At 60.7% G+C, this 24,462-nt stretch carries 20 protein-coding genes and 1 pseudogene; 14 read left to right on the top strand and 7 right to left on the bottom strand.

Annotated elements, in window-relative coordinates; genetic code table 11:
* The first annotated feature begins 3 nt into the window (after positions 1 to 3).
* From ACVCMB_RS09095 to ACVCMB_RS09075, 5 genes are all read left to right on the top strand, one after another.
* A complete protein-coding gene (locus ACVCMB_RS09095) occupies positions 4 to 1,308 on the top strand; it encodes a TolC family protein (RefSeq protein WP_447106725.1) in 1,305 nt (434 codons plus the stop codon).
* On the top strand, positions 1,305 to 2,402 hold the full coding sequence (locus tag ACVCMB_RS09090) for an efflux RND transporter periplasmic adaptor subunit (RefSeq protein WP_447106724.1): 1,098 nt from the start codon (positions 1,305 to 1,307) through the stop codon (positions 2,400 to 2,402). The genes ACVCMB_RS09095 and ACVCMB_RS09090 overlap by 4 nt, the downstream gene beginning before the upstream one ends.
* Positions 2,402 to 5,536 carry an efflux RND transporter permease subunit gene (locus tag ACVCMB_RS09085; protein ID WP_447107153.1) on the top strand — a complete coding sequence of 1,045 codons (3,135 nt, stop codon included), beginning with the start codon at positions 2,402 to 2,404 and terminating at the stop codon, positions 5,534 to 5,536. The genes ACVCMB_RS09090 and ACVCMB_RS09085 overlap by 1 nt, the downstream gene beginning before the upstream one ends.
* A complete protein-coding gene (locus ACVCMB_RS09080) occupies positions 5,533 to 5,856 on the top strand; it encodes a P-II family nitrogen regulator (protein WP_447106723.1) in 324 nt (107 codons plus the stop codon). Before ACVCMB_RS09085 ends, ACVCMB_RS09080 begins: the two co-directional genes overlap by 4 nt.
* Before the next feature lie 69 nt (positions 5,857 to 5,925).
* The gene (locus ACVCMB_RS09075) at positions 5,926 to 6,915 is read left to right on the top strand and encodes a cation diffusion facilitator family transporter (RefSeq protein WP_447106722.1); all 990 of its coding nucleotides are present in this window, start codon (positions 5,926 to 5,928) and stop codon (positions 6,913 to 6,915) included.
* A gap of 30 nt (positions 6,916 to 6,945) precedes the next feature.
* Here ACVCMB_RS09075 and ACVCMB_RS09070 read toward each other — a convergent pair whose 3' ends face one another.
* Genes ACVCMB_RS09070 through ACVCMB_RS09060 form a run of 3 tightly spaced genes read right to left on the bottom strand, consistent with a single transcriptional unit; the run spans position 6,946 to position 10,109 of the window.
* Positions 6,946 to 7,533 (bottom strand): phosphatase PAP2 family protein, encoded by a 588-nt coding sequence (locus tag ACVCMB_RS09070; protein WP_447106721.1) that lies wholly within the window; start codon positions 7,531 to 7,533, stop codon positions 6,946 to 6,948.
* Entirely contained in the window at positions 7,530 to 8,153 is a 624-nt protein-coding gene (locus ACVCMB_RS09065; protein ID WP_447106720.1) for a cation transporter, read from the bottom strand. Before ACVCMB_RS09065 ends, ACVCMB_RS09070 begins: the two co-directional genes overlap by 4 nt.
* Positions 8,154 to 8,165: 12 nt before the next feature.
* Positions 8,166 to 10,109 carry an FTR1 family protein gene (locus ACVCMB_RS09060; protein ID WP_447106719.1) on the bottom strand — a complete coding sequence of 648 codons (1,944 nt, stop codon included), beginning with the start codon at positions 10,107 to 10,109 and terminating at the stop codon, positions 8,166 to 8,168.
* A 171-nt stretch (positions 10,110 to 10,280) separates the two neighbouring features.
* On the opposite strand from ACVCMB_RS09060, the pseudogene ACVCMB_RS09055 reads away from it, so the two are divergent.
* From ACVCMB_RS09055 to ACVCMB_RS09015, 9 genes and pseudogenes are all read left to right on the top strand, one after another.
* Positions 10,281 to 10,373 (top strand): annotated as a pseudogene (locus ACVCMB_RS09055) (arsenate reductase (glutaredoxin)); the annotation flags it as partial.
* Positions 10,374 to 10,479: 106 nt separating this feature from the next.
* Entirely contained in the window at positions 10,480 to 10,605 is a 126-nt protein-coding gene (locus tag ACVCMB_RS09050; RefSeq protein WP_447106718.1) for a hypothetical protein, read from the top strand.
* Between the two features lie 314 nt (positions 10,606 to 10,919).
* On the top strand, positions 10,920 to 11,876 hold the full coding sequence (locus ACVCMB_RS09045; RefSeq protein ID WP_447106717.1) for a DUF932 domain-containing protein: 957 nt from the start codon (positions 10,920 to 10,922) through the stop codon (positions 11,874 to 11,876).
* A 12-nt stretch (positions 11,877 to 11,888) separates the two neighbouring features.
* A complete protein-coding gene (locus ACVCMB_RS09040) occupies positions 11,889 to 12,341 on the top strand; it encodes a hypothetical protein (protein WP_447106716.1) in 453 nt (150 codons plus the stop codon).
* Positions 12,342 to 12,408: 67 nt separating this feature from the next.
* On the top strand, positions 12,409 to 13,383 hold the full coding sequence (locus ACVCMB_RS09035; RefSeq protein WP_447106715.1) for a YqaJ viral recombinase family nuclease: 975 nt from the start codon (positions 12,409 to 12,411) through the stop codon (positions 13,381 to 13,383).
* A gap of 14 nt (positions 13,384 to 13,397) precedes the next feature.
* Positions 13,398 to 14,297 carry a recombination directionality factor gene (locus ACVCMB_RS09030; protein WP_447106714.1) on the top strand — a complete coding sequence of 300 codons (900 nt, stop codon included), beginning with the start codon at positions 13,398 to 13,400 and terminating at the stop codon, positions 14,295 to 14,297.
* 435 nt (positions 14,298 to 14,732) lie between these two features.
* Positions 14,733 to 15,041, top strand: a complete 309-nt coding sequence (locus ACVCMB_RS09025) for a helix-turn-helix transcriptional regulator (RefSeq protein WP_447110561.1) — start codon at positions 14,733 to 14,735, stop codon at positions 15,039 to 15,041.
* A gap of 2 nt (positions 15,042 to 15,043) precedes the next feature.
* Positions 15,044 to 15,409, top strand: a complete 366-nt coding sequence (locus tag ACVCMB_RS09020) for a hypothetical protein (RefSeq protein ID WP_447106712.1) — start codon at positions 15,044 to 15,046, stop codon at positions 15,407 to 15,409.
* Positions 15,399 to 16,853 carry a YfjI family protein gene (locus tag ACVCMB_RS09015; protein ID WP_447106711.1) on the top strand — a complete coding sequence of 485 codons (1,455 nt, stop codon included), beginning with the start codon at positions 15,399 to 15,401 and terminating at the stop codon, positions 16,851 to 16,853. The genes ACVCMB_RS09020 and ACVCMB_RS09015 overlap by 11 nt, the downstream gene beginning before the upstream one ends.
* A gap of 121 nt (positions 16,854 to 16,974) precedes the next feature.
* On the opposite strand, the gene ACVCMB_RS09010 is transcribed toward ACVCMB_RS09015, so the two are convergent.
* The 4 genes from ACVCMB_RS09010 to ACVCMB_RS08995 form a co-directional block, all read right to left on the bottom strand.
* On the bottom strand, positions 16,975 to 17,694 hold the full coding sequence (locus ACVCMB_RS09010; RefSeq protein ID WP_447106710.1) for a MobA/MobL family protein: 720 nt from the start codon (positions 17,692 to 17,694) through the stop codon (positions 16,975 to 16,977).
* A 258-nt stretch (positions 17,695 to 17,952) separates the two neighbouring features.
* Entirely contained in the window at positions 17,953 to 19,611 is a 1,659-nt protein-coding gene (locus tag ACVCMB_RS09005) for a hypothetical protein (RefSeq protein WP_447106709.1), read from the bottom strand.
* 15 nt (positions 19,612 to 19,626) lie between these two features.
* Positions 19,627 to 22,698, bottom strand: coding sequence for a type III restriction-modification system endonuclease (locus tag ACVCMB_RS09000; RefSeq protein WP_447106708.1), 3,072 nt, complete (start codon positions 22,696 to 22,698; stop codon positions 19,627 to 19,629).
* Positions 22,699 to 22,803: 105 nt separating this feature from the next.
* Positions 22,804 to 24,462, bottom strand: coding sequence for an RNA-binding domain-containing protein (locus ACVCMB_RS08995; RefSeq protein ID WP_447106707.1), 1,659 nt, complete (start codon positions 24,460 to 24,462; stop codon positions 22,804 to 22,806).

Below are 24,462 nucleotides of genomic sequence, written 5' to 3'. Positions count from 1 at the left end.
TTCATGTCTGTTTTTCGTTCGGTGCCGATCGGCGCCGTGTGTCTGTTGTACGCGGCGCTGCTCAGTGCCGCCCCCGTATCCGATCCTTTCCCCCCAGTGGCGGCTCCCGCGCCATCGTTGGCATCGTCCCCGCTGCAAGAGGCGGTACGCCGTATCTGGCAAGCCAGCCCCGAGGTGCAGGCCGCGCGAGCGGATCTCGACGCTGCCCGAGCCCGTGCGCGTGCCGCCGCGCAACCGCTGTACAACCCCTCGCTGTCGCTCGATGCGGAGAACGCCGACGTCAATCGGCGCACGGCCGGCATCAGTCTGCCACTGGATCTGTCCGGCAAGCGTCGCGCACGCACCAGCCAAGGTGAGGCCGATCTGCTGGCGGCTGAGGCGAGCTACGACGTGCGGCGTCGTGACGTGGCCACCCGTTGGTTGAAGGCATGGTCGACAGCGGCTCTCGCGGCCCGACAAAGTGAACTGGGCCAGCGTCGTCTTGTGCTGATGCAACGCTTCGATGACCTGGCTGCACAACGACTCAAGGTCGGCGACATCAGTAGTCCCGAACGCGATCTGGCCGGCCTGGCACTGGGTGAAGCCCAGGTGCAGCAAGCCACGCTGACCGGCAATGAAGCGGCAGCACGCGCCGCGTTGCTGGCCATCAGCGGCGATCAACGTATGGCACTGCCTCCGTTGCCAAGCGGACTATCGCCAGCGGCAGACAGTGTCACGCCGTTGCCCATGGACGAGCTGCCCGAACTGCGTCAGTCGCGTGCCCAGCAAGCGAGCGCCGATGCCGGCGTGCAGGTTGCCCGCCGGGCACGTATTCCCGACCCCACGCTGAGCCTGACCGGTGGTCAGGTGCGCAGCGGGCCACGCACGGATCAAGTGATCGGCGTGAGCGTGTCCATTCCGTTGCCCGTGCTCAACACCGGACGTGCCGAAGTGGATGCCGCTCGGGCGGAAGCCGATGCGGCCGCGGCCAGTGTGCGTTCGCGCCAGTTTGTGTTGCGTGCCGGACTGCAGGAAGCGCGAGCCCGCTACGCCGCCTTGCGCGGTGCAGCCGAGGCGTTCCGCAGTGGTCGTGCCGCCGCGTTCGGGGATCGCACGGCGTTGCTGGAGAAGCTCTGGCGTGCCGGCGAAATCAGCACTTCCGATTACCTCGTACAGCTCAAACAAAGCCTCGATACCGCGCTGTCTGGCCAGGAACTGGAAAGCCAGACCTGGCAGACCTGGTTCGACTACCTCACCGCTGCGGGCCGTCTCACTGACTGGCTCGATGGCCGCACTCAGGACGGCCTTAATCAGGATATTCCCCGATGAATCTCTCTCTTTTGAAACGCAGTCTGCTGGGGCTGACGCTGCTCGCCGCGCTGGCTGGCCCGGCAATAGCCCAGGAACCGACACCTGCCAATCCGCTCGCGCTGGACGCCAAGGCGATCAAGGATGCCGGCATCGTCCTCGACAAGGCCGCTCCACGTGCGCTGACGGATGAACTGAAAGCGCCCGGCGAAGTGAAGGCCGATGCGTATTCCACCGTGCTGGTGTCGCCCCGCGTGGAGTCGCAGGTGCTGGCTCGCAAGGCCAAGCTTGGCGACGTAGTGAAGGCCGGCGCGCCGCTGGTGATGCTCTCCAGCGTGCAGGTGGCCGAGACGCAAGGCGCATTGATCGTCGCCGAACAGGATTGGCAACGGATTGCCTCGCTGGGACCGCAGGCGGTGTCGGCCCGACGCTACAACGAGGCGAAAGTGCAACGCGACCAGGCGCGCGCCAAGTTGCGTGCCTACGGTTTGTCCGACGGCCAGATCGGTGGATTGCTGCGCAAGGGATCGGGTGGTGCCGATGGCAGTTTCGAGTTGCTCGCGCCGGCCGCTGGCCGTGTGACCACCGATGAGTTTCTAGTGGGTGAGCGAGTGGAACCCGGCCGTACCCTGTTCACCCTGGTCAAGGAAGATTCGGTCTGGGTCGTCGCGCAGATGGCGCCGGCCGATGCCGAACGGGTCAAGCCCGATGCCGACGCCCGCATCCTGGTGCACGACACCGAAATCCCCGGCAAGGTCGTACAGCGCTCGCATCAGACCGATGAACGCACGCGCACGGTACCGGTACGCATCGAGGTCGATAACCGCAAGGATCTGCTGCATCCCGGTGAGCTGGTCGAGGCACGCATCGCCGTCGGCAGCGCCGTGCAGAAGCTGGCCGTGCCGGCCGAAGCGATCGTGTTGCTGCAGAACCAGCCCACCGTGTTTGTCGCCAAAGGCAAGGATCAGTTCGAGCCGGCATCGGTGATGGTCGGTGACACGCGTGATGGCTGGACGGTGGTCACCCAGGGCCTCAAGGCCGGCGACACTTACGTGCGCAAGGGAGCCTTCGTCCTGAAGGCCCGCTTGCTGCGCTCGCAGCTGGGAGAAGAATGATGCTGGAACGTCTGGTTGAATTCTCCCTGCGTTACAAGGTGCTGGTGCTGATCATTTTCGTGGTGATCGGTTTTCTCGGTTTCCAGGCCGTTCGCCAGCTGCCCATCGACGCGTTCCCCGATGTCACACCGGTGCAGGTCAATGTCTACACCGAGGCGTCGGGACTGGCGGCCGAGGATGTGGAACAACTGCTGACCACGCCGGTGGAATCGGCGCTAGCCGGTCTGCCCAAGGTGGAACAGATCCGCTCGGTGAGCCTGTTCGGGCTGTCCTTTGTGTCGGTCTACTTCGACGACAGTATGGACATCTACTTCGCCCGCCAGCTGGTCAATGAACGGCTGCAGCAGGTGGGCGATCGCTTGCCGGCGGGTTATGGCAAACCGGAAATGGGACCGAATGTCTCCGGCTTGGGCCAAGTGTTCTGGTACACCGTCGAGCGCGCCGACGACACGCTGAAAGGTGCCACGGCCGGCACGGCGCCGAACGACATGGATCTGCGCACGCTTCAGGATTGGACCATTCGTTTGATTCTGCGCACCGCACCGGGTGTCGATGACGTCAGCTCGTGGGGCGGGCAGGAAAAGCAGTTTCAGGTGCGCATCGATCCGATGAAACTGATCGCGCACAAGCTGGGATTCAAGGAAGTGATCGAGGCGCTACAGGCCAACAATGCACAGGTCGGTGGCAACTTCGTCGACGTGGGACGCGAGCAGTATCTGGTGCGCGGGCTGGGTTTGATCCAGAACGCCAAGGATCTCGGCAACATCGTACTCAAGACCGAGGATGGCACGCCGGTCTATGTGCGTGACGTGGCCACCATTATCGAGTCCGGCGCACCGCGCACCGGAGCGGTGACGCGCGATGGCAAGGAGGTCGTCTTGGGTATGGCCTTGGCGCGCATCGGCGAGAACGCCAAAAGCGTGGTCGATGCGGTCAAAGCCAAGCTCGACACGGTGAAGCAATCCTTGCCACCGGGCGTGGTCGTGAAACCGGTGTACGAGCGCACCGAACTGGTTAACGCGGCGGTGGGCACCGCGGTGCGCGCGCTGGTGGAAGGTTCGATCCTGGTGGCGCTCGTGCTGTTCCTGTTCCTGGGTGAGTTCCGCAGTGCGCTGGTGGTCGTGGTGGCGTTGCCGTTGGCGATGTTGATCGCGTTCATCTGTATGAATCAGGCGGGCTTGTCGGCCAACTTGATGTCACTGGCGGGCCTGGCGATCGGTATCGGCATGATGGTGGATGGGGCCGTGGTGATGGTGGAAAACGCCTACCGCATCATGGCCGAACGCAAGGCACATGGCGGCCCGGTGGATCGCACGTCGGCGGTGTTGGCTGCCGCCCGCGAGGTGGCTAACCCGATGGCGTTCGCGATCCTGATCATCATCGTGGTGTTCCTGCCGCTGTTCAGCCTGCAGGGGCTGGAAGGCAAGATGTTCAAGCCGATGGCGTTCAACATCAGCTTCGCGATGGCCGGCTCGCTGATACTTGCCTTGACGCTGATCCCGGTGCTCGCCGCGCTGGTGTTGAAGCCGAAAGAAGAGAAGGACACCTGGCTGGTCGCGTTCCTGAAACGCCACTACGCCACGGTGCTCGCCTGGGCGCTGGCCCGCCGCAAGCTCGTCCTTGGCATCGCCGCCGGGGCCTTGATCGGCAGCCTTGCGTTGTTCCCGTTCCTCGGCAAGGAGTTCATGCCCAACCTGAAAGAGGGCGCCATCATGTGGCGCATCACCTCGATTCCGTCGGCGTCGCTGGATGAGTCGATCCGCATCTCCAAGCAGGTGTCGACCTTGGTCAAGCAGAAGTTTCCGGAAGTGGAGACCACGCTCGCCATGATCGGTCGCGCCGAAAAAGGCGAGACGGCGGATGTGAACTACATGGAGGTCTACACGCCGCTGAAGCCGAAGGATCAATGGCGCAAAGGCGAAACACTGGAAAGCATCGAGGAAGCGATGCAGAAGGAACTGTCGGCCGCGTTGCCGACCGCCGTGGTGAGCTATACCCAGCCGATCCAGATGCGCATCGAGGAACTGATCTCGGGTGTGCGCGCCACGCTGGCGTTGAAGATCTACGGCGACGACCTGGGCGAGCTGGATCGTCTCAGTGGTCGCATCAAGAACGTACTGGCTGGTGTGCCCGGCGTCGCTGATCTCGCTTTGGAGGCGAACATCGGCAAGCCGCAAATCCGCATCAAGGTGGATCGCGATGCGCTGGCCCGTTACGGCTTGAACGCCGACGATGTGCTGACCGTAGTGAAGAACGGCATCGGCGGCGAGCCCGTGACCACGCTGCTCGATGGCGTGAAGCGTTTCGATATCGCGGTGCGGCTGGACGACGCGGACAAGGCCTCGTTGCCGGCGATCCAGCGCATTCCGATCCGCACCCCCAGCGGCGCGCTGGTGCAGCTGTCGCAGGTGGCCGAGGTCAGCGATGCGGAGGGTTATTCGTTCATCCGTCGCGAGCAGTTGCAGCGCTACGCCGTCATCCAGATGGATGTGCGCGGTCGCGACATCGACGGCTTCGTCAAGGATGCCAATGCCGCCATCGCGCAGCAGGTGAAACTGCCGACGGGCTACTACAGCGAATGGGGTGGTGCGTTCGAGAACCAGCAACGGGCGTTGAAGCGATTGTCCCTGATCGTGCCGGCAACGATCTTCTTCATCTTCGTGCTGCTCTACACCGCCTTCAACTCGGTGAAGCACGCCACGCTGATCCTGGCCAATGTGCCGTTCGCCACCATCGGCGGCATCGTCGGCATGGCGATCACCGGGCAATACTTGTCGGTGCCGTCCGCGATCGGTTTTATCGCCGTGTTTGGCGTGGCAATGTTGAACGGCATCGTGCTGGTGAGCTTCTTGAACGAGCAACGAGAGAAAGGGCTGCCGGTCCGCGAGGCGGTGATCCGCGGCACCGCGTTGCGCATGCGTCCGGTGATGATGACCGCGAGCGTGGCCATCCTGGGTCTGGTGCCGATGTTGCTGTCCAGTGGCGTCGGTGCGGAAACGCAGCGCCCGCTCGCCACCGTGGTGGTCGGCGGGCTGATCACCTCGACGTTGTTGACGCTGGTGCTGCTGCCAGTGCTCTACGACTGGATCGAAGAACGCGCCACCCGGCGCCTGGCCAAGGAGAACACCCCATGAAAGAAGTGAAGGCATTCATCCACCGCGGCCGCGTGGTGGACGTCATCCACGCGCTCGAAGAAGCGGGGTTCCGCTACCTGTCGGTGAGCGACGTCAAAGGTCTTCTGACCGCGCTTAACGACCAGGAGCAGGTCTATTCGATGGAACTGGGCGAGCGGGTCACCCGGCAGATCAAGCTCGAAGTGTTCTGCGAAGACGATCAGGCCGAACGCGCGGTACAACTGATTCGCCTGCACGGACGCACCGGCCAGAGCGTGGCCGGCTGGGTCTACCAGAGCACGGTGGATCGAGCGTGGCCTATCGACGGTCAAGTCGACTGACGAGGACGGGCGGGGTCATACCCGCCCGTCATTTCCTGTCATGTCATAACACCGCGGTGCTCACGTAGAGTGGCCGCCGCACAGGAGACTTCGATGAGCACGTCAGAGCCACACACGCACGATCACGAGCATCACCACGACCACAGTCACGGTGTGGCACCGGATGCGAACAAGAAGTACCTGACCATCGCCTTGCTGTTGCTGCTGGGCTTCATGGCGGTCGAGGTGGTGGTCGGCATCCTGGCCAAGTCGCTGGCATTGATTTCCGACGCCGGCAACATGCTCACCGACGTCGGCTCGATCGGGTTGGCCCTGGTGGCGATGCGCCTGGCCAAACGACCGGCCAGCGGCAGCTACACGTTCGGACTCAAACGCGTGGAAATTCTGAGCGCGCAGGCGAACGGCGTGACACTGTTGTTGCTGTCAGTCTGGTTCATCGTCGAAGCGATTCGTCGCTTGATCGATCCACCGGTGGTGGAAGGCTTGCTGGTCACGGTGATTGCGGTGGTCGGCATCGGCGTCAACCTGCTCGCCGTATGGGCGATGAGCAAGGCGAACCGACAGAGCCTCAACGTGGAAGGCAGCTTCCAGCACATTCTCACTGACCTGTACGCCTTTATCGCGACCGCCATCGCGGGTGCCATCATCTGGTGGACAGGATGGAATCCGGTGGATTCAATCGCCGCGCTGGTCGTGGCCGGGTTGATGCTGAAAGCCGGCATCGGGCTGGTGCGCGAATCGGGACGCATCTTTCTGGAAGCGGCACCGCGCGGCCTCGATCCGGTGACCATTGCCGAAGCGATTCGCGCCATGCCGGCGGTGACCCGGCTGGACGACCTGCATGTGTGGGAAGTGACCTCCGGCATGCCGGCGCTATCGGGGCACATCTATGTGAACCACGACATTGACTGCCACGACGTGCGCCGTGAGGTAGAGGCCATGTTGCACGATCGCTTCAAGATCACGCACACGACACTGCAAACCGATCATGGAACCACCGACGAATCGGCTGGCGCGGCAGCAGGCTGCAGCTTTGCCTCAACCGGCGGGGAGCATTAGGACATCGCTGCGTTGGCGATGAACGAAACCTCACGCCTGTGACGATGTGGGCGTGATGACGCGCGTTATCGCAGGGCGACGCAGCCACCTCCAACCAAACAACATAATCAGCCCACCCATCGCGAGCGCGCCCAGCATGTCGCCGGGGTAATGCACCCCCAGGTAGATGCGGGCCCATGCCATGGGCAGGCCGAGCAGCGCGATCCCCAGGCCCCAAGTTCGGGTACGTCGATCCAGCAACAGCATGCCGGCGACCACCCACTGCACGGTCAGGTGATCGCTGGGAAAGCTGCCGGTCGCCGCATGAGTTACCCAAGCTTGACCAGCACCGGCCACGAACGGACGCGCGCGATCCCAGACCAAGCCGATGACCAGGTTCGCGAGCAATGCCACGACAGCGGCACCCGCTGCTTTCAGGGCGATCGAGCGCATCGACCACCGAGGAAACATCAGCATCGTCCCAAGGAGAGCAGCGGTCAGGATCAACGGCCCATCGGCCAGGCCGCGCGCCAGATGAAGCATCGCCGGTGATGGTGGCACCGACGAATGGATGGCGTGGAATAGTCGAAGGTCAACGGCGTAAACCATCGGGCCAAACCCCGAGACCGGCGAGGTCATAGTTTGGTGATCGGAGCAAGGGCTGCGGCCCGCGCTTCCTTCGCTTCACGCAGGATGCCCAACGCCTCCTTCAGCACGTAGCACGCAATGGCCGTACCGATGACCAGATCGGGCACCGCACTGTGCAGAAGCAACACCAGCACACCGGAAACAATCACGGCTAAGTTCGCGATGACATCGGCACGCGTACACAGCCAGATCGCACGCAGGTGCACTTCACCATGCTGAAAACGCGCCAGAAGTCGCAGCACGGTGGCGTTCACGACCAGGGAGACGAAGGCAATGCTCATCATCCAGGCACCCTCGGGATGGCTTCCCATAGTCAGGCGCCAGACCACGCCGGCCAGTACGCCGAGTCCCAGGACAACCAGTAGGGTTCCGTTCCAGTGTGCGGCCGAGGCTCTGAAGTGTGCACTGCGCGCCCAAGCCATGAGTGCGATGCCGTAGGCAAAGGCGTCCCCCAGCATATCGAGCGAATCCGCGACCAAGCCCATCGACTGGACAAGCAAGCCAGCGACGATGCCGACCACAAACATCGTGGCATTGAGTCCCAGCGCGAGACGCAGGATCCGGCGCTCCGCCTCATTGGACGCTTCTGCATGGCAGCCACACTCACTCATGCCGCATCGCCTTCAGTCCGCATCGGGTAGAACTTCCCTGATCGTAGAAGGTGACGACATCGGTTGACGGCCACGACGGATGTTGAACACGAACCCGACAGCCAGCAGCACCAGAATAGCCAGCTGGGCCAGCAGGGATTGCCAGGTCGGATAGATGCCCAGCAATTCGATATGCGGCACCGGCGCGACGCTCACCGCCACCCAGCCGGCCTCCTGCAGGGCGGCGACGCCCTTGCCAGTCAGCACGATGGCGAGCACGGCGATCAGCGCCGAACTCGCAGAGAAGAACGTGCCGATGGGGAGTCGACGACTGGTGCGCAACAGCACCCAGGCGATCAGCCCCAGCACCGCCGCCCCGGCGGCGATGCCGCCGAGCAGCCACACTTCCTGACCGTCGTTCCACAGCGCCGCGTAGAACAGGATGCTCTCGAACACCTCGCGATAGACCGAGATGAAGGCCAGCCCAAACAGGAACCACGCCGAACGCCGGTTAAGCGCGGCCGCCATCTTCTCCTTCAGGTAGGCCTGCCAGCGACCGCCGATGCTCTTCTGGTGCATCCACAGACCCACCCCGAGCAGCACAAACGCCGCAAACAGCGACGACAGCCCCTCGGTCAATTCACGGCCGGCACCACTGATGGAAATCGCATAGCTGGCAATGGCCCAGGTGATGCCGCCAGCGACCAGCGCAAGGCTCCAGCCGGCATGCACGTAACGCAGCGCTTCGGGTCGCGCGGCCTTGCGCAGGAAAGCGAGCAAGGCGACCACGACCAGCAGGGCTTCCAGACCTTCACGAACCAGAATCGTGAAAGCACCCAGGAAGGTAGTGGCCGCATCGCCTGCGGCATCGGCGGTGACTTCTTGCGCGCGTACCAACAAGCCATCGACGTCGTCGGCCTGTTTCGACACCGACTCCACCGAGGTACTGCTCGTCAGCGCGGTGCGATAGGCACCCATCGCCGTTTCGAGCTTGGCGCGCAGCGCGCCGTCACGCGCATTGAGTTGCGGTTCGACGGGCTCCACGCCATCGAGGTAAGCGGACAGCGCCAGTTGAGTGGCTTGCGCCTTAGCGCCGGCTCGGTAAGCCGTCAGGCTCGCCGCCAGTCGCACCCGTGCCAACGGGATACCCGCCAACGCCTGCTGCTGGATGACGTCAGGGTGGGTCCTCAAATACCCCACGATCGTCCGGGCACGCTCCGCACCGAGGGTGGGCGTCAGCTGCGCGACACGCACACGCGACAATTCCTTCAAGTCGGCGATCTGTGCACGGGCGGCGGTGTCGTGTTGCCAGGTATCAGCGCCAGTGGCCGCTTCCTTCGTGTAAGCCAACGAGCCCACGTAGTACGCCAGTGCCCAACGATCATCGGAGGATAGTTGCTGCGCGTAACTTGCCATCGGCGTGCCTTCCACGCCCTGGCTGACCACTTCGTACAACGACAGCGCACTGCGCTGATCGGCCCGCGTCTGGTCGGTGAAATTTACCGGGCGGGGTGATAGTTGCAGGCCGGCCGGACCATCGCCATGACCGGTAGCCCCATGACAAGCAGCGCACTGGTTCTGATAGAGCGCTGCCCCATGTGCCAGATCGGGAGCATGTTCCGGTGCGGTCGGCACCGGATACGCTTGCAGCAACGCATCGGCCAGCGCATGCGCTTGCGTCGCCACCTGAGCGGGGGCCGCCTTGGCATCGACCGAGGCGACCAATGTATCGGCCTGCTTCATGAGTGCTGGCGTGGTCGCGGTCGGTGGCAACGCGCCGGTGCGTGATCGAGCCGTCGATGTGAATTCCCGCATCTCGGCGTACTCGGATGCGCTGATCACCGCGCCATCCTTCACCGCGCCGGCGTAATCGGTCGCCAGGTAGTCGAGCATCTGCCAAGTTTGCGGAACGGACGCGACGACATCTTGAGCCATGACCGGAAAGGCCGGCATACCGAGCAAGAGAAGAATCGCCATGGAAAGACCGCGAAAAGCGGCGCGAATACGAGTCGTTATCATCTAGTGATGATACTCGTCCTTGAGGAATACGCCAGCACGTCGTCGCCGTCACGGCGTCCATCGATTCAGTAGCAAGAGCCGTCGCGCTGCGGGAAGGTCGGTCGCTGACTGACGTCATCCAATGGTTGGTGTCGTCCCTCCGAAGTCGTACTGGACATCCTGCCGCCGATCACGAAACCCTTCACAAAGGAAGATGGAGAGGTCGTCAGCAGCCTGGGTTAGCGATAGGCGCCTTGCTGGCTATGGGCCGCCGTGCACCTCAATTCGGTGTCCGGCCGTCGAATAGCCGCTTTTGGTGAGCCTGGCTAGTTCTGTTGGCGCGGGTGGCATGCTCTATTCCGGCAATGGGCAACGCATCGTGACGATGACGGTGTGGTTGCCGGCCGCAATCAGTTTTGCTGATGATGCTGGCCATCGCTGTGGTGACGGCGGCCAGTTGGCTGGTGTTTTGTAATAGGAATACATAACAGCTTCGATTTAAAGAAATCTCAGATCCATATTACTCATGTGAAGTCTGTGGTCTTCGGCTTCGCGTTTGGACGCTCCGCATCGCAGCGTTCGCTATGGGTAATCGACGACATGAACGGCAAACTCGATACGGTCTACTGCGTCCTGGTAGTTGCTGCTGCAGTTCTGGTTGGCATCGTCAAATGCACCAACTGCGACAGCTTCAAAGCCCCCTAATCCACTCCGCCACAAGCACAGCGCACAAGGCCCGGCATGTCCGGGCCTTGTGCGTCTATGCCGCCAACTTACGAGGAAACGACAATGCATTTGGTTGAAACGATGGCCTATGCCGGCGAGAAGCCGTGGCACGGTCTTGGCAACAAATTGGCCCCGCAGCAATCCATCGACACGTGGAAGCAGCAGGCGGGCATGGACTGGCAGATCGAAGCCTCCGAAGTCCGTTACATCTCCGGCAACAACCATGTGGGCGTCATCAACGCCTTCCCGGAGCAGAAGGTGCTGTACCGATCGGATAGCAAGGCTCCGCTGGCCGTGGTGTCCAAGCGGTTCCAGGTCGTCCAACCGGGCGAGATTCTGGAGTTCTATCGTGACCTCACTGCTGTAAACGGTTTCGAGTTGGAAACGGCCGGCGTGTTGCGCGAAGGCCGCAAGTTCTGGGCGCTGGCACGCACTGGCCAGAGCACCACGCTCAAGGGTCGAGACAAGGTGGATGGCTACTTGCTGTTGGCTACGGCCTGCGATGGAACGCTGGCGACCACAGCGCAGTTCACATCGGTGCGTGTGGTCTGCAACAACACCTTGTCAATTGCGCTGGGGAACGCGAACGGTGCCATCAAGGTGCCACATCGCAGCCAGTTCGATCCTGATGCGGTCAAGCGTCAGTTGGGCATCACCATCTCGTCGTGGGATGGCTTCGTCGCGCGCATGAAAGCATTGGTGGAGCGGCCGGTCGATCCCGATACGGTCGAAGGCCTGTTGCGCCGGGTACTCACCTACGCCGCTCCGGACGGTAAGGCCGTGGTGGTCAACGAGCAGGCGCTTGCCACCGTCCGCTCACTGTACGAAGGCGGTGGCCGCGGCGCGTTGATGGCGTCCAGCCGGGGTACGGCGTGGGGTGTGGTCAACAGCGTGACCGAGTTCGTCGACCACCATCGACGGGCGCGCAGTGACGATCACCGCCGTGACGCGGCGTGGTTCGGCCAGGGGGCGCAGATCAAGCAACGTGCCTGGGACGAAGCGATGAAGCTGGTGGTCTGACGGAGACCGGCGATGGGACTGGATATGTATCTGGAAGCCAAGCGGTACGTAGCCCCCTGCGACTCGCAGACGGAACCGATGCGCCGAGCCATTGGCGCGGCCATCGGCTACATGCCGCCGAAAGAAAAGCCGGGCGAAGATGCGTCCTTGCTAGAAGTCATTGGCGTCATGGTGAGGGTGGGTTACTGGCTCAAGTTCGACGCCCTGCACCAGTGGTTTGTGAACAACACACAGCAAGGTCATGACGACTGTCGACCGTCCTTCGTTTCCGTAGACACCCTGAATGAGCTGGAGGAACAGCTCGAACAGGTAGGCGATGACCCGGCGAGTGCCAGCGAGTATTTCACTACGGATGAGAGTGAAACGCTGGAGGAATGCGATGTCGATTACACGCTGAAAGTCCTTCACCACGCCAAGCAATTGCAGGCGCAAGGCTGGGACATCTACTACCGCGCCAGTTGGTGAGGTCAATCTGATGCAAACGTCATAAAGCCCGGCCCTTTGGCCGGGCTTTTTCTTTGGGAGAACACCAATGAAGAAGCGATCTGCCTTGAGGCTGGTCGATACGCGCACGCTCGACCGCGGGCAATGGCTGGCCGTACGCCAGGGTGGCGTCGGCAGCTCTGATGCCGCCGCGGCTGTAGGGCTCAGCCCCTACAAGAGCCAGCTGGAGCTGTGGCTGGAAAAAACCGGACGGGCGGCGGCGAAAGCGGAAACCACCGGCATGGATGATCCGTGCTACTGGGGCACGCTGCTCGAACCCTACGTGGCGACCGCCTACCAGCAGAAGACCGGACGCAAGGTACGGCGCGTCAACGCTGTGCTCCAGCACCCGACCTTCAACTTCATGCTTGCGAACCTCGACCGGGAGGTCGTGGGGAGTCCGGATGTCCAGATTCTGGAGTGCAAGACGGCGGGCGAGTTCGGCTCGCGGCTGTGGAAGGACGGCGTGCCGGAGTACGTGCAACTACAGGTGCAACACCAGCTTGCCGTGACGGGCAACGCCGCGGCGGATGTTGCTGTCCTCCTGTGCGGGCAGAAGCTGGAGATCCACCGTATCGAACGCGACGACGAAGTGATTGCCCGCCTTGTCGTCTTGGAAACGACCTTCTGGCAATGCGTGGAACAGGACGTACCACCGTCCGCCGATGGCAGCGAGTCGGCGGCACGCGCTTTACGCCAGCTCTACCCCGGCAACGACACGACGCTGGACTTCGGCCAGGACGAAGCCCTGTGTGAGACGTTCACGGCACTGTCCGCACTCAAGGCCGAGTTGGAAGAAAAAGAACGACTCGCCGAACAGTGCAAGCAAACCATCCAGCAGGCAATGGGCGACGCCTCCCGCGCCGTGTTCCAAGGCGGCGAAGTCACCTTCAGACGGTCGAAAGACGGCACCAGCCTCGACACGAAGCGGCTGGCGGCCGACCACCCCGACATCGCTGCGAATTACACCGTCATCCGTCCCGGCTCGCGCCGGTTCGTGCTGTCTGTTGCCTCCGACCCTTAACCCAGGAGTTCACCATGTTGAAAGGATTGGCTATCACACCTCCCGTGATCGGGCGGATTTCCATCGGGCGTGTGGTCGAACGCAACGGCAAGCGGCTACCGGAGAAGGACGACCAGTTCACCCTGACTACCCAAGTGCAGAGTCGCGATGGTTGGATCTTGCATCCGCTGGACGAAGCCTTGCGCAAAGAAGCTGGCGGCAAGCTGCGATCCATCCCGGTACGCATGCTGTTCAACGACCCGGCGCTCAACCTGCGGGCCGACTACTCGCTGTTCGATCGCACCTCGGGCCGGCCAGTGTGTGTGGGCAATGGCGAGACCTGTCGTCGCGCGGGTAAGGGCGGCGTCGATGCCCTTCCGTGCGTGGGGCCAGATACGTGTGGCTTTGCCAACGGTGAGTGCAAGGCGTATGCGCGCCTGAACGTGTTGGTGGGCGATGGCGAGGCCGATGCACTCGGCTCATTCGTCCTGCGCACCACGTCCTTCAACACGATCCGCACACTGGCGGCACGCCTCCAGTACTTCCACGCCGTATCAGGTGGACGACTGGGGTGTCTGCCGTTGGAACTGAAGCTGCGCGGCAAGTCCACGGCCATGAGCCACCGCACGGCGATCTTTTACGTCGATCTGGTGATTCGCACCGGGCTCACGTTGGAGCAGGCGATCGTCGAGGCACGGCAGCTGGACCAGCAGCGACGAGACAGTGGCTTTGACCAGGAGGCGCTGGACGAGGCGGCCCGCATGGGGTTCGCCAATGGGGCGTTTGAAGATCTGGCCGAAGACGTGCCGGCGGTGGTGGCGGAGTTCTATCCGGAAAGTGCGGGCGAACTGTGTGCCGATAGACGTGAACCGGTGGCTTCAGGTCTGAAAGACCGTCTCAAAGCTCGTGTCGCGGCTGCCGGGCAGGGTGGATAGCAACGGAGGTAATGGCGATGTTCGCAATCATAGGCGGTGTGGTGGTGTACGGCTTTGCACTGTACGGGCTGGTGCACTTCCTGCAGGGAAGAGATGACGGTCCCGATGGGTAGGGGTGCAGGTTGGATGCAGTGAGGAGCGGGCGTTTGGGGCCCGAGGGTTCGGCTGACAGGGTGCGAATCGGGAATCGACAAGCGTGGACAGGACGGGGAGCCACTGGCTCCCCGTCCTCGTCTGTGGGCGACTTTTTCTTTTCCCGGTTCAGACAGGAGAGCGACGGCCTGTAGGGGGAGGGCGACCTGCAAAAACCTTTAAAAAAAATCCCCTGACTGTCCGAAAGATGGGGATTTAAATGGCACCCAGTCGGGCAGCACCCGGCTAGGAACTCCGGCCGGATTCCTTTTGTTTGCAACCTAACCAAGAGGAACCAGACCGATGGTCACCAACAAACACCACCCTATCCCCAGTGAGGGATCGAGTCAGCCCAAAACCGGAATCGGACACACGCTGGTTGTGCCTGCGTGGCAACCCGAAGGTCCCACGCTGCGCTTCAAGGAACTGCTGAAGGTCGTTCGCGTGAGCAGGAGCAAGGCCTACGAACTGATGAAGTCCGATCCGGACTTCCCGCAGGGCATCCCGCTGTACGACGGCGATCAGTCGCCTAAGTTCTACTGGACGCACGAGGCGATGGCGTGGGTCGAGGCACGCAGCAACAAGTTCCGCAACCAGCAGAAGGGCAACTGATCATGAGCTTTTTCGAAGAGGTGGGGGCTGGCAACACCAGCCCCCTGGAGAAGCTGGAACAGGCGCTCCAGAAGAAAGCCGTCGGCGGCAAGCAGAAGAAGGAAGCCGATTTCGCCGAGGCGTATCCGGTCATGGAGCAGCACCTGGGTCGCAAGGTGCCGGTGAAGGTGGTGATGGAGATGTTTGGCGAAGCCTACGGCTACGTCATCCACCCGCCGCGTTTTCGCCAGATGTTGGAGGCAGAGCGCAAGCGTCGCGCCGAGGCCGGCGACTGGGTGACGTGTGCCGGGTGTGGGCAGCGCCTGCCTGCCGCCTCGATGGCGGTAGGGAACATGGGCGGTACGGAGGAGCAGAGCCATGTCGAATAACTTCTTCGCCCCGCCGCCGTACCCGATGCATGCGTTTCTCGTGACCGTGCGTGATGCGGGGTTCGAGCTCCAACGTAATGTGCGCGCGCCTGATGCGATGGTCGGCATGTCCCTGGCTGCCGCGATCACGATGGCTTGCCAAGGACTGATCGTGGTGAAGCTGCCAATCGGCCAGATTCGTCCTGTGACGCAGAACATGCTCTTCATCGGCGAATCTGGCGAACGAAAGTCCCCGGTCGATGGCCACGTGTTCGAACCGTTCCGTGATGCTGATGCGCTGATCGAGAAGTCGCACGAAGCTGCTCTTGAAGCGTACCAAATCGAGAATGACTGGTGGCAGACCGTGAACAACAGCATTCGCCGCGTGATCGATAAGGCATTCCGCGATGACGAAGGGATGAGTGAGGCAAAGGCGAAGCTTGCCGCGCACGTCAAGTTGAAACCGAAGAAGCCAAAGCTGCGTACCTTGGTGCGCAACGACATCACGCAGCGCGCGATCATGAATGCATTGGAGGGCGATGGTGAATCCATCGTCATCATGACCGACGATGGCGAATCGCTGTTCAAGAGCGGTGCGATGAGTAACCTTGGTGTGCTCAACCGGCTTTGGGATTCGCCCAAGACTTTGCCGTTGGATCGTGCGGGACAGGAACATGTCTCGGTACTGAACCCGCGTGTATCGTTCTGGATTATGACCCAGGAAGAAGTGCTGAAGACTTATTGCGAAAAGCGAGGCAAGCTGGCCAAAGGGTCGGGTCACTGGGCGCGGTATCTGGTCGGATACCCGCTTACGACCAAGGGAACGCGCTGGATGGCACCTGATGAGCTCGTCTGGGAGCACTTGCCGAAATTCCATGCACGCGTCCGCGAATTGCTGGTGCAGTTCCAAGACATGATGGCGTCGGGCAAGATCGAGCGCGAGATCATCGAGTTCTCGGAAGATGCGAAGGCACGCTGGATTCAGCAGGCGAACGATACCGAGTGGATGATCCGCCCGGGCGAATACATGAGCGACATCGACGACTTCGCGTCCAAGACTATGGAGATCATCGCGCGACTGGCGGCGTCCATGCACTACTTCGCCGGTGATGGCGGGAAGATTTCACTGGATACACTGGAGCGCGCTATCGAGATCGTGGCGTGGCATGTCGATGAATTCAAGCGACTGTTTGGGGCTCGACACGTGATGCCGCAAGAGCAGGCGGACGCCTATAACGTGGCGAAGTGGCTACGTACCCGCGTCTGGCGTGGTTGGAATTCGAAATCATGGATCGCCAAGAACGATCTGCGTCGGGATGGCCCCGTACGTAATCGCGACCGGTTGAACGCCGCGCTCGACGTACTTGAGGATGAGTTCGCGATATGGCGCGAACAGAGCCCGAAGAACAAGCAGTGGTTCGTGTGCCTGCAAGACAAATTTTTCGCGGAAATGGCGGTGGCCTGAGTTGACAAGCCCCGGTCTGCTTGGCCGGGGCTTTTTTGCTTGATCTGGCGGCGCACGCATGGAAAACCATGCTACTTCTGCTACTAGTAGCAAAAATAGCGTGGTGCAGCAGCCCGCCATACTAGATGCCGTGACCGAGTGACCTGGCCTCGGCGTAGGTGGCCTTCTCGTCAACGGACATGTTGCGGATGCGTACCTGCCCGAGGTGGCGTTCAGGCTGGCGTTGCTTGCCCTGTTCGCGCAGGCTGCGGTGATCGACGCGGGCTTCGTGCCCGTTCTCGGCGAGTGCTTCATTCTGAAGGTCGGCGATGGTCTTGCGCGTGTAGAGGACGTTGGCGCGCAGTTCCAGCGGTGACAGCCCACCACTGTCTTTGCGGCAACCGCCGAGTTCTGGCTGTTTCGCGTTGTAACGCGAGAACATTCGCTCCGGTGAGCGATCAATCCCGTCAGGCAGTCGATCTGAATACATCAAGTGCACATGCGGGTTAGAGACGACACCGAGCGAGCCATCGGGCGCATGAATCGCGTACTGGTAAGGTTTTTTCCCAACCAGCTCAAGCACCAATCTTTCTACCAGGGCGATGAGTTGATCAATGGTCAACTCGTTCGGCAGGGCCATTTCATGCTCGCGGTAAGCTGCAGCATTCGCGCGTTCGTATCTGTCGGCCATCCTCCAGAATAGGTTGGGATTGTTCGCTGACCATGCTGGCATGTTGCCGTACGAGGTGTAGATCAAGTCCTCACCGCGATTCTCGTATCGACCATGACGCTCGATATAGGCGGCGTGGTCGTGCGCTGCACCTTTCTTGCCACTCTTGATACGGTGGTGGAAACTGGCCATAAACGTATACCCTTTTTCGTGGACAATAAAAAACGACGAGGGATGTCCTCGTCGTCTGCTTGGAGAGTTGGTTCTAGTTTGTTTTGAAGCCGATTTTTCGAGAAACGGTATGTGCGCATCCGCTATTAGTTCTCTACCCAATGCCTCGGGTTGACACTCCATCGTCAACGTCTACGAGTCATGGGCATGCCTAGTTCTCTCCATATACTTAATCCATGCCGAGTAAGAAAATACTAGCCAAGGAAGCAAGAAGAGGTGCTATTGGTGAATTTTCTCGTTAGGACTTGATAGCCACCGGCCTGCTCTCTCGAAAATGGATGGGGTGAGCGAAGTGGTCTGAATATGGTAGTCAGCGGCCATTTCTAGACAATCCATGCTGAACTTGAGTAGGGACTTTGAGATGACGCTGACCTCGTTCGATCGCAGGCACTGGGCATACTTTTTAACTCTAGCAACTTGAAAGGCCATCCAGGCATCTAGATAGTCTTGCTCATCCTTGCTATTCACAAGGGCGACGTGCATGCCGCACCACCGGTTATAGAGTATTTGGTAGGCGCCGTGCGGTACGTAATCCTCGGTATAGAGATCTTCGATGCGCCGCTTTATTTTCAGTTGCAGGAGTATATTCTTGGCCTGTGTCGGTTGTCCGTGCCAGTAGGGTTCATATTCGGTTCTCGCGGTTTGCTCTTGATGAACGGTGCATAGCGCTGCTGCGCAGTCCAAAACCGAAAGCCATACAGCGTCACAATTTTTCTCGCCGAGATGGATGTGGTAGTACAGATGAAGTATTCGTTTGGCACGTTCGGAAATTGTTCTCAGGTGCCTTCTCTCAACTGCCATTCCGGTTGCCTTTTCGATCAAGGCAACGAACTCGGACACGTGTTCTTTGACGAAGTCGGGAAAATTGTTAACTGAAGTGACCAGCATAAACCAGAATATGGGACGACCTACGCTTTTTCCGATGTTGAAGCAAAGTAATTCAAGCTCAAAATCGACGCGGGTAATCTTTCGGGGGAGCGCCGACTTTTTGATCGCTTGCTCGTAACCACCTGCAAAGTGAACGAATCTAAGCGCACGTAGGTATGTATAGATGCACTCGTCCAGCGAATTCGTTGAACACTCGTGATGTGGAGCGTATGCATTGATGGATTCGGTGAGGCTTCTGAATGCCCTTGCTTTTGCTCGCCGATCGTCAGGGTACATCAGGCTCAACGTCCTGCTTATGGTTGTGCTCCCCTTCTCTATCCTTAGTAGTGCCTCGGGCAAGCTAGGAAGTGTGCGGTCAATTCGCGCCAACCGCTCTTCTCCGATCTCTACGCTGATGTAAGACAATAGATCGGAGAAGAGCAGTGTGTCAGCTTCGTTTCTGGGGCCAGGGTAAGCATCTTTGAATTCGAGCGTGTGATGCTCGGGTCTGCTCGGGAGGGCGATGAAACTGAAGATGTGACTCTTGCGTGCCTTCACGCGATGCAGCAATTTGATGACCCGAAGATCTGTCAGTGGCTGTTCGGCAGGAGTGTTAGCGATGCTTCTTCCGGTGATCTTTTTGATCCCCTTCAGGACCGTTCCTAGTAGGTCTCGCTTGTTTCTTTCGCCGAGTTTTTCCCCCTTGAGCTTCTTGCGGCGAGGGCCATTGATGTCGTCAAGCAATTCCTGGGGCGTAGCTGTCGGACCGAAATCGGTTTGAGTGTTGCCAAGGTCAAACCGTCTGGGATAGAGCTGATGCCGAATATCATCGGTCATGCCTTCGCGCAGAAGAACGGAGAGCCAGGTGCGGCTCTCGTCTTCGGGGTAGGGGTGATGACGATACTTTGCGAGCTTTCGGTGGAAGATTGCGTCCGTGATCGTTGGCGTCTTCCCCGTTTCCTTCTCCACATGGGCGAGGAACTGTGTAAACAGCGTGGCTTCCTGATTCATCTTCTGGCTGGCCTTTTACTTCACCATCTCCATTAGCTTGCTGAAGCTGTTCACCACCTCGTACTTGACGTTCTCAGGAGCGTACCGCCGGTTCATTTCGTCGAAGAACTTGCTGGCGCACTCGATCTTGGTCTCCTCGATCTTGCGCAATTCCATCTTGGACATGGAACCCTTGGTTTCCGCCACGAAGTAGACGTGCTTGACCTGGCCTTCCTTGAAGCTGATGGCCCAGTCGGGGTTGTAGTCGCCTACTGGGGTGGGGATCAGGAAACCACGCGGTAGCTTGGCGTAGACGACCACGTCGCTGCTGGTGTCCAGCTCGGTGACGAAGTTGCGCTCCACCTTCGAGTCGGTCAGCACGTAGTCGTAGATGTGGTGCTTGAGCTTGTCGCCGGCATGGGTGAAGTCCTGCTTGGTCATCCCGGCCGTGAAGATGTCCGTGTCGTAGCGTTCCTCCACCGGGTCGTAAGCCAGGTGCTCGACGATCATGGTGGCCTTCTGCTCGTTGATGAGCCGGATGGCCTCGGCGATGAAACTCTCGGGGTTGAGTCTGTACTGAGCGAAGACCGCGGCGTTCATGCCCTTGAGGATATCGGCCACCGTGCGTCGGGTGAGCTTGGTTCCTTCGGCGAGCTTGCCGATCAGGTCGTAACGCACGTCGGAATGGACAGAGGCACGATGATTCTCGACCACGCTCTCACCGACGCGGAAGCCCTTTCCGCTTTCGAGCTGGTCGCGATCCACCGCGCCTTCCTGCTCACCACTGACGATCACGTATTGCAGCGGTGTCACCCGAAGGCCGACGCTGTCGGCCCGATCGTTGATTGTGCTCACAGCCTTCTTCACCAGCTCATCGCTGTCGAAATGCACGCTATAGGCCGCCTTGCGGTTGATGCGGTTCCATAGCGCCTTGAACTCCTGCTTATCGAAGTTCGCGTTGAGCGGATTGCGCTTCGGCTTGCGGCCATTGTCGATGTCGGGCAGTTGAGCTGCGCTGAAGACGCTGTCGATCAGCATGACGACCTGTGCCTCATACGGACGCAGCTCTGCTGGCAGCTCGGCCAATGCACCATCCTTTTTGGCCTGATGGTAGACGTTCGTAATGCTGTCGTTATCGTCGGTGTAATCGTTCTTGAGCAGGTATTTGTAGATCTGCTTCGCCATGGCCGGCGTGACGGATACGTCACCCTGGTCGGTCTTGAGCACCTTGCCGGCGAAGTATTGCTCGTCAGCCTTGCGCGGACGCTCGGACAGCGCCTTGGTCATGTCCTCCTGCAGACCGGCTACGAAATCCTTGTAGCTCTCGCTGGCCACCACGGTGAGCAGGTTGATGTCGTGCACGGTGACCGGATTGTCCATGCGTTCGCCTTGCTGGTTCACGGCGAGGCGCAGGCCGCGACCCACCTCCTGGCGGCGCGAGACGGTGTTGTCGCTGTGCTTGAGGGCACAGATCACGAACACGTTGGGGTTGTCCCAGCCTTCGCGCAGGGCGGAGTGCGAGAAGATGAAGCGTACCGGCTCGGTGAGCGACAGCAGGCGCTCCTTGTCCTTGAGGATCAGGTCGTAGGCGTCCACGTCGTCGGACTGACCCGCATTCTCGCCACGCTTCGCCACGGTGGGGTCGGTGAGGTGCTTGGTCTTCTTGTCGATGGAGAAGTAGCCGCTGTGGGTCTTGTCCGTTGCGATGCCCTTGAGGTACCTGCTCCAGGGCGTTTCCTCCAGCCCGAGTACCTCGTTCAAATACTGTTGGTATTCCTCTTCGAAGATGCGCGCGTATTCGCCCTTGGTGTCGGCTACGGTGTAGTCGCGATACTTCGCCACCTCGTCGATGAAGAACAGGCTCAGCACCTTTACGCCCTGTGAGAACAAGGCCTGTTCCTTGTCGAAGTGCGCCTTGATCGCTTCGCGGATCTGGATGCGGCGCAGCATGGCCTCGTTCACGTCGCCCGTCGCATCGCCCACGGTCAGCTCCACGCCGTTGGTGAAGCTCAGGGTGTCGGTGTTGGCGTTGATGTCGGAGACGACGAAGCCGTTGCGGTATTGGTCCAGCTCGTCGGAGAGCGTGAACAGATTGTCGCCCTTCCTCAGCTTGCGCACCGTGCGCTTGATCTTGCCGCCGGCGAGCTTCTGCTCGAACTCCACGCGGGCTTCAGGTGGCTTCTTGCTCGAAACCTCGATGGACTGCAGGTACAGATAGGCATTCGTGCCGGTCAGCCCCTTCATGGTGATGCCGCGCACGGCGATCTTCTTCACCAGCTTCTGGTTATAGGCGTCCAGCGCGTCGAGACGGTGCACCTGGTTGTGGCGGGTCTTGTGGGTGGCGGAGTAGCGCAGCACCATCAAGGCCTTGAACGCCTCCAGTGATTTGAGCGTCGCCGCACCTTCCATCTTCTGTGGTTCGTCCAGAATCAGAATGGGCCGGTTGGCGCTGATGACGTCGATGGGCTTGCGTGACTGGAAATCGTCCAGCTCCTCGTAGATGCGTCGGTTGTCCTTGCCGGTGGCGTTGAAGGCCTGCACGTTGATGACCATCACGTTGATGCCGGCATCCGACGAAAAGCTCTCCAACTGGTGCAGCTGCTTGGAGTTGTAGATGAAGAACCGGACCTTCTTGCCGTAGGTTTCCTGGAAGTGGTCAGCGGTGATCGCCAGTGACTTGGCAACGCCCTCGCGGATGGCGATGGAAGGCACCACGATGACGAACTTGCTCCAGCCGAACTGTCGGTTCAGCTCGAAAACGGTCTTGATGTAGCAGTAGGTCTTGCCGGTGCCGGTTTCCATCTCGATGTCGAGATTCACCGCTGAGACCTTGGTCTTGGTGAGCGCCGTGGAGGCGCTGAGGTTCTGGCTGTGCTGCACCTTCTGGACGTTCTCAAGTAGGGCCTGGTCGGTCAGCAGCAAGTCGGCATTCCTGAAGCCATCGCCGCCGCCCACGGTGCTGCCGATGGTCTGGCCCTTGGTCTGCTTGCCCGGGTCGATGCGGTAGCTCACAGCGCGGGCGCTGGCAGGTGGCTGGCCGGCAAAACAGTCCACCACCGCCTGCACGGCGGCGGTCTGATAGGGCTGGATCTTGAACTTGAGCTTCATGGTGTTCCTGCGAGCATTCCTTTCTGCAAGGCTTCTGCAAAGCTTGCTTGCAGAAAGGATTAAGTAATTGATTTATAAGCGCTTATGTGTGAGCGGCACGCGCTTTCATTCTGCAAGCAGCCATACCGGGTGCCCACGACTGCCGGTGTTGCGGATACGCCCCCTGCGCCGCAGGTTCGTCAGCAGGTTGGCGATCTTGTTGTCCTTCTGCTTGTCGTTCAACGCGTCGCTCAGCTTGTCCATCAGTAGCTTGTTGATTTCGGCGCGGCTCGCCGAGCCTTTCAACGTCAGGTAGTCGGTAATGAGCTTGGCGTAATAGTCGTCGTCCTGGGCGCGCGTGCGGATGTAATCGGCGACGCTTGCGGTTGCCTTGGCAACCTCGGCTGAAACGAAATACTTCGGCTTGCGGCCCTCGATCAGTCCGCCCTTGCGCAGGCGTGCCGCGGCCTCGTCTGGGATTGGCAGTTTCTTCTGCACCCGATCCAGCGCCAGCACGTCGACCAGTGGCAGATCGGTACGCTGGATCAGCAGGCGGCTGTAAGCCGGGTCGACCACGCCACCGTAGATCGTCATCTTCACGGCCCCGGTGTTGCCAAGGTCGTAGTCAGGCATCGGGAAATAGCGCTTTGCCTGGCGTACGTACATGTCGTGGATGCCGTAGCCCATGGTGTCGATCATGTTCAGCTCGGCCATCGCCTGGGCGAGAAAAGGGTTGCGATAACGTCGAGGGGTTCGGGTACCGTCGATATAGTCGCCTGGTTGCCCCTCAAAGAAGGAGCCTTCGTTCTCGAACACCAGCCGGTCGGGTAGCTCCGTGACTACTACACGTCCGTTGCGAGCGTAGTCCTGATGCGCGATGCAGTTGTGCAGGGATTCCAGCACGATCTTCTGGTCGTACTTGGCCACTTCCACCGGCACCAGTTCGTCTTGCGGCAGGATGCGCAGCTGGATGTTGCGGATGCGCTGATACAGGCGCGTGCTGCTCAGCAGGAAGGGCGGGCCGAAGTGCTCGTAGGCGCGCTCCTGGCCGACCAAGTTCCACGTCAGTTGCGCGGGATGAGGCGAGAGGTGGTGGGCCGATTCGGCCTTGCCCAGCAAGAGCAAGGTGGTGCGGGTGATTTGGCCATCCCGGGTGACACGCGCACGGTCGAGGAAGGTTTCCAGCGGCCACTTTGCAACGTCTTCCGGGGCGAAGCTGTTGGCGTGCTTCTGGGCGAAGGATTCGCGCGCCTTGCGCACGGCAGCTTCGTCCAGGTCGTCCAGCGTTGCCGTGGCAACGAACTGAGCCGTCCAGTCCAACGTGAGCGTCTGGTTGCGGATTTCGTCCAGCTTGTCCAGGCCCAAGGAGACCAGGCTTTCCCCGGCGCGAGCGTAGTAGTGCCCCTTCCACGAAATGGCGATGCCGCGCGGCGCGGCCGGGATCTGGAACAACAAGACGCGACCGTCGGTGTGCTGGAGCTCGTGGATGTCGCGGAAGGTAAGGCGCGGATCAGTGTTCTGGGTGATCTGCATCTTCAACTGGTGCAGGCGCTCAGCCTCTTGCCGGTAAGTGGTGCCGATGACGGAGCGGCTTTGGTTGTTCACACCAAATACCAGCCAGCCGAAGTCCGCTCCACGCAGGTTTGCTTCGTTGGCCAATGCGGAGAAATACTTGCCGATGTCATCGGTGCTGAAGTTGTCGTTGGCCTGCTTGAACTCCGCCACCTCGTTTTCCCAAGTGGCGATCAGGCCGTCCAGCAATCGCGTCAGTTCAACATGTTCCAT

Source organism: Rhodanobacter sp. UC4443_H10, assembly GCF_052978325.1.
The sequence above is the reverse complement of the archived record's forward strand: the minus strand, read 5'-3'. Positions and strand labels throughout refer to the sequence as shown.